Origin of the sequence: Actinoalloteichus spitiensis RMV-1378 (assembly GCF_000239155.1) — a bacterium.
GTDB classification, from domain to species: domain Bacteria; phylum Actinomycetota; class Actinomycetes; order Mycobacteriales; family Pseudonocardiaceae; genus Actinoalloteichus_B; species Actinoalloteichus_B spitiensis.
Genome location: NZ_AGVX02000220.1, coordinates 1 through 3,522, shown reverse-complemented (window position 1 = coordinate 3,522; position 3,522 = coordinate 1). Strand labels below are relative to the sequence as shown.

General features: G+C 72.1%; 4 protein-coding genes. 1 reads left to right on the top strand and 3 read right to left on the bottom strand.

The window, feature by feature from the left end; genetic code table 11:
• A partial coding sequence (locus ACTIDRAF_RS0211200; protein WP_039786844.1) for an EamA family transporter occupies positions 1–346 on the bottom strand: 346 nt, incomplete at its 3' end.
• Between the two features lie 80 nt (positions 347–426).
• On the opposite strand from ACTIDRAF_RS0211200, the gene ACTIDRAF_RS0211195 reads away from it, so the two are divergent.
• Positions 427–1,317 (top strand): LysR family transcriptional regulator, encoded by an 891-nt coding sequence (locus ACTIDRAF_RS0211195; RefSeq protein WP_026065992.1) that lies wholly within the window; start codon positions 427–429, stop codon positions 1,315–1,317.
• Between the two features lie 205 nt (positions 1,318–1,522).
• Here the strand turns inward: ACTIDRAF_RS0211195 and ACTIDRAF_RS28350 are convergent, their stop codons facing one another.
• Both ACTIDRAF_RS28350 and ACTIDRAF_RS0211185 read right to left on the bottom strand, forming a co-directional pair.
• On the bottom strand, positions 1,523–2,068 hold the full coding sequence (locus ACTIDRAF_RS28350; RefSeq protein WP_245533501.1) for a GNAT family N-acetyltransferase: 546 nt from the start codon (positions 2,066–2,068) through the stop codon (positions 1,523–1,525).
• Positions 2,069–2,358: 290 nt separating this feature from the next.
• Positions 2,359–2,766 (bottom strand): YciI family protein, encoded by a 408-nt coding sequence (locus tag ACTIDRAF_RS0211185; protein WP_016698830.1) that lies wholly within the window; start codon positions 2,764–2,766, stop codon positions 2,359–2,361.
• Positions 2,767–3,522 lie beyond the last annotated feature (756 nt).

The following is a 3,522-nucleotide window of genomic DNA, read 5'->3' as shown; positions in this document are numbered from 1 at the left end:
CCGCGAGGACCGCCACGACCAGCGGCTGGGCCGCGGCCAGGGTGGCGGCCACCCCGCCGGGAAGGCGCTCGGCGGCCACGAACAGCAGGGGGAGGAACACCCCGATGTTGAGCACCCCCAACACCGCCGCCCGCATCCACCACACCCCACGCGGCAGCGCGCGAGTGATCGCCAACGCGACCAGCCCAGCCGGCAGGGCGCGCACGACGCCCGCGAACAGCGGATGGCCCGGGGGCAGCAGTTCGGTGGTGACCACGTAGGTCGTCCCCCACACCGCGGGCGCGAACGCCGTCGTGACGACACCCGCGACACCGGCCGCCGCGGGCACCGTGATCAGGTTTCTCACGACGACCAGCATCACCGCCGACGATCAATGAGTCCAACACATGGTTGTCATGGCATTGATCGACGATCACGATGGATTTCGTGGAACTTCACCAACTGCGGTATGTGGTCGCCGTCGCCGAGACGAACAACTTCACTCGGGCCGCCGAGCGGTGCCTGGTCGTCCAGTCCGCGCTCAGCCACCAGATCGCCCGCCTCGAACGGGAACTCGGCGCCCGCCTCTTCGACCGCACCAGCCGACGCGTGCGCCTGACACCCGCCGGCGCGGCGTTCCTCCCCCTGGCCCGCCAGTGCCTCGACGCCGCGGAACGGGCCGCCGCCGAGGTCGCCGCGGCGGTCGGCCAGGTGCGGGGGCGCCTCACCGTCGGGGTGATCCCCACCGTCGCCGCGGTCGACATCCCAGCCGCCCTGCGGGCCTTCCGCCAGCGGTACCCCCACGTGCGGGTCGCCCTGCGGGTCGGGCCCAGCGAACACCTCGTCGACCAGGTCAGGAACGGCGAGATCGAGATCGGGTTCCTCGGGCTGCCGGTGACGTCCCGACCAGAGGGCGTCAGGGCGCGGCGACTGGCCCAGGACCGGTTGGTGGCGGTGGTCGCGCCCACCCACCCCCTGGCCCACGAGGCCGAGGTGGACCTGGCCCGACTGGGCGCCGAACCGTTCGTGGACCTCCCCGGGGGGACGGCGGGACGAGCGCAGTCCGACCAGGCGTTCGCCGCCGCCGGTGTCCACCGCGAGGTCGCCTTCGAGGTGACCACGGTGGACGTCATGATGGTGCGCCTGGTCCGCCAGAACCTCTGCGTGGCGCTGCTGCCCTCCCGCTACGCCCCCCACCTGTCGGGGGTGGTCACGGTCCCGGTCCGGGACGCTCCCACTCGGGTGGAGCACCTCATCTGGAACCAGGGGACCCTGACGCCGGCGGCGACGGCGTTCCTCGCGGAACTCGACATCGCCCTCGACGACGGGCGCGAGTAGGCGGGTGCGTGGGAGCGCACCGGAGGGGGTGGGGCTCGTCGCGGTCGAGCCCCACCGACGGAGTCGTGGGCGGGGGACCGGATCGGGTCGTCCCGTGACGGCCACGGGACGACGTGCCCCGAGCTCGGTGTGCTGCTCCCTCCACCGGCGGGATCGTGCCCGTGACGCGGCGGCGGCCTCGTACCCCGGGCCCCACCCCCTCAGCTCACCCCGCCGACACCTCCGGGGGACACACTCCAACCACTGCTCGGCGCCGTACTCCTCGTACCGCTCGACTTCGGTGAACCCCAGCCGCAGGGCCAGCCCTCTCGCTCGTTCGTGGGCGGTCCGGGTGCGCAGCACCACCCGTTCGCCGGGCAGCGCGGCGGCGAACCAGCCGAGGACCGCCACGCAGGCCGGTGGCGTAACCCTGCCCCCACGCCTCGGGGAGGAACAGGTAACCGAGTTCGACCTGCCCGGTGACCGGACGGACCTGGCCCCCGTGCTCGGCGTCCCGCCGGTCGAGCGTGACCACGCCGATCATCGTGCCTTCGAGCTCGACCACGAAGGAGCCGGGCCGCCGTCCGGGTACCTCGGGCACCGCCCGTTCGAGTTCGGCGTGCGGGCGGGAGCCGCCGAGGTAGGTGCCCACCTCGGGCGAGGCGAACAGCTCGACGAACCTCGCGCGGTCCCGCGCCTGGGACTCGCGGAGCACGAGCCGCTCGGTGGTGATCGGGGCAGGAGGCCAGGTGACGGGCCCGAGCTCAGTCACACCGATCACGCTGACGAGGGGTACCGAGCAGGGGCTCGACCGGTGTCGCGATCGTGTGCCGACCACCCCTGACCGCTGGCGGTCGGCCGTCCCCGGGGCTCCGTGACCGCGTCCGAGGGAACCCCGCGCCGCGCCAGCGGCGGTCGGGCCACTCCGAGACCGGTGGGCAGGCGTAGCGGGGGTGTGCCCGCACCCCAGCAGGTGTCCTGTGGTCCGGTGCTCGCCCGCGTCGGCTGGGGCACGGTGCCGCTACCCGGTCGCCCCGTGGGGTCGAGGCGGCCGGGGTGTCCTCACTGGGTGGTGGTCGGGGGTTCGGTCAGGAACGGGCGCACCTCCAACCACTCGTGCACCGGTTCGCCCCCCGAACCCGGAGCCGCCGAGAGCTCGCCAGCCAGTTGGAGTGCGCGTTCGTAGGTTTCGACGTCGATCACCATCCACCCGGCGATCACGTCCTTGCTCTCGGCGAACGGGCCACTGGTGATCGGTGGGCGTCCGGGGCCGTCGTAGCGGACGAACGTGCCTTCGGGGGAGAGCGCCTGGGCGTCGACGAACTCGCCGGTGCTCCTGAGCCGATCGGCGAAGTCGTTCATGTACCGGACGTGAGCCTCGACCTCGGCAGGGGTCCACTGGACCATGGGCACGTCGTTGACCGAGGCCGGTGCCCCTCGGTAGTGCTTGAGCAGCAGGTACTTGGCCATCGTGGCTCCTTGTCGTGTTCGTGCGGGGGGCACGGAGCGTGGGCACGCGCTCGGCTTTCCTGTCTACACCGCCGCGCCGACGATTCCCCCGGTCGTCGATACCCGGCCGGCTTCCGGGGTCTTGGAACCCGCAAACCGTGGGGGGAGCCGCCTCTCGGCGCGCGAGGGGCACCCCGAATCCGAGTACCGCACATAAGCGCGATTATGCGCGGTGTGCGCGGCTGGCTGACCTGGGAACAGTATTACGTATCGTTTGGTTTGTCGCGACGAAACGAAATTAACGAAACGGCGTGGGAGAAGTGGGGGGTACGCGGGACGGGGCCAGCCGACCGGAACAGCGCATCCCTGTACTCGACCTCGCACCGTCGAAGCCCTGGGGTACGCCACGCGGTGACGGCACGACGCCGCGCCGGGCCCAGCCGCTGGCGCCCCAGAGGTGGGCTAGGAAGGGTGGGAGTGGGCCGGGAGTGGGGTGATCCTGCAAAGGAGGATCACCCCACGACATTTCGTCACGGTGACGGTGAATCGGGTGGTGGGTTCCCGCCGGGACCAGGGCTTTGCCTTGAGCAGCCGGGCCGGAGGGCACCAGCCGTACCCGAGCAACCCCGGCGCCGGTGCTACCGCCCGGCTGGGATCTGAGCAGCGGACACCAGCGGTCAGCGCCCTTCCCCCTGAGCAGCCAGCCGTCCTTCGACCGGCACCCGGGCGGCGGAATGTCCCAGCAAGGGTGTGGTCCAGGGCGACCGGCGGGGAGGG

What these genes read in the sequence shown, in the direction of transcription:
- ACTIDRAF_RS0211185 (WP_016698830.1), bottom strand. Translation starts at nt 2,766, where the DNA reads ATGGCCAAGTACCTGCTGCTCAAGCACTACCGAGGGGCACCGGCCTCG.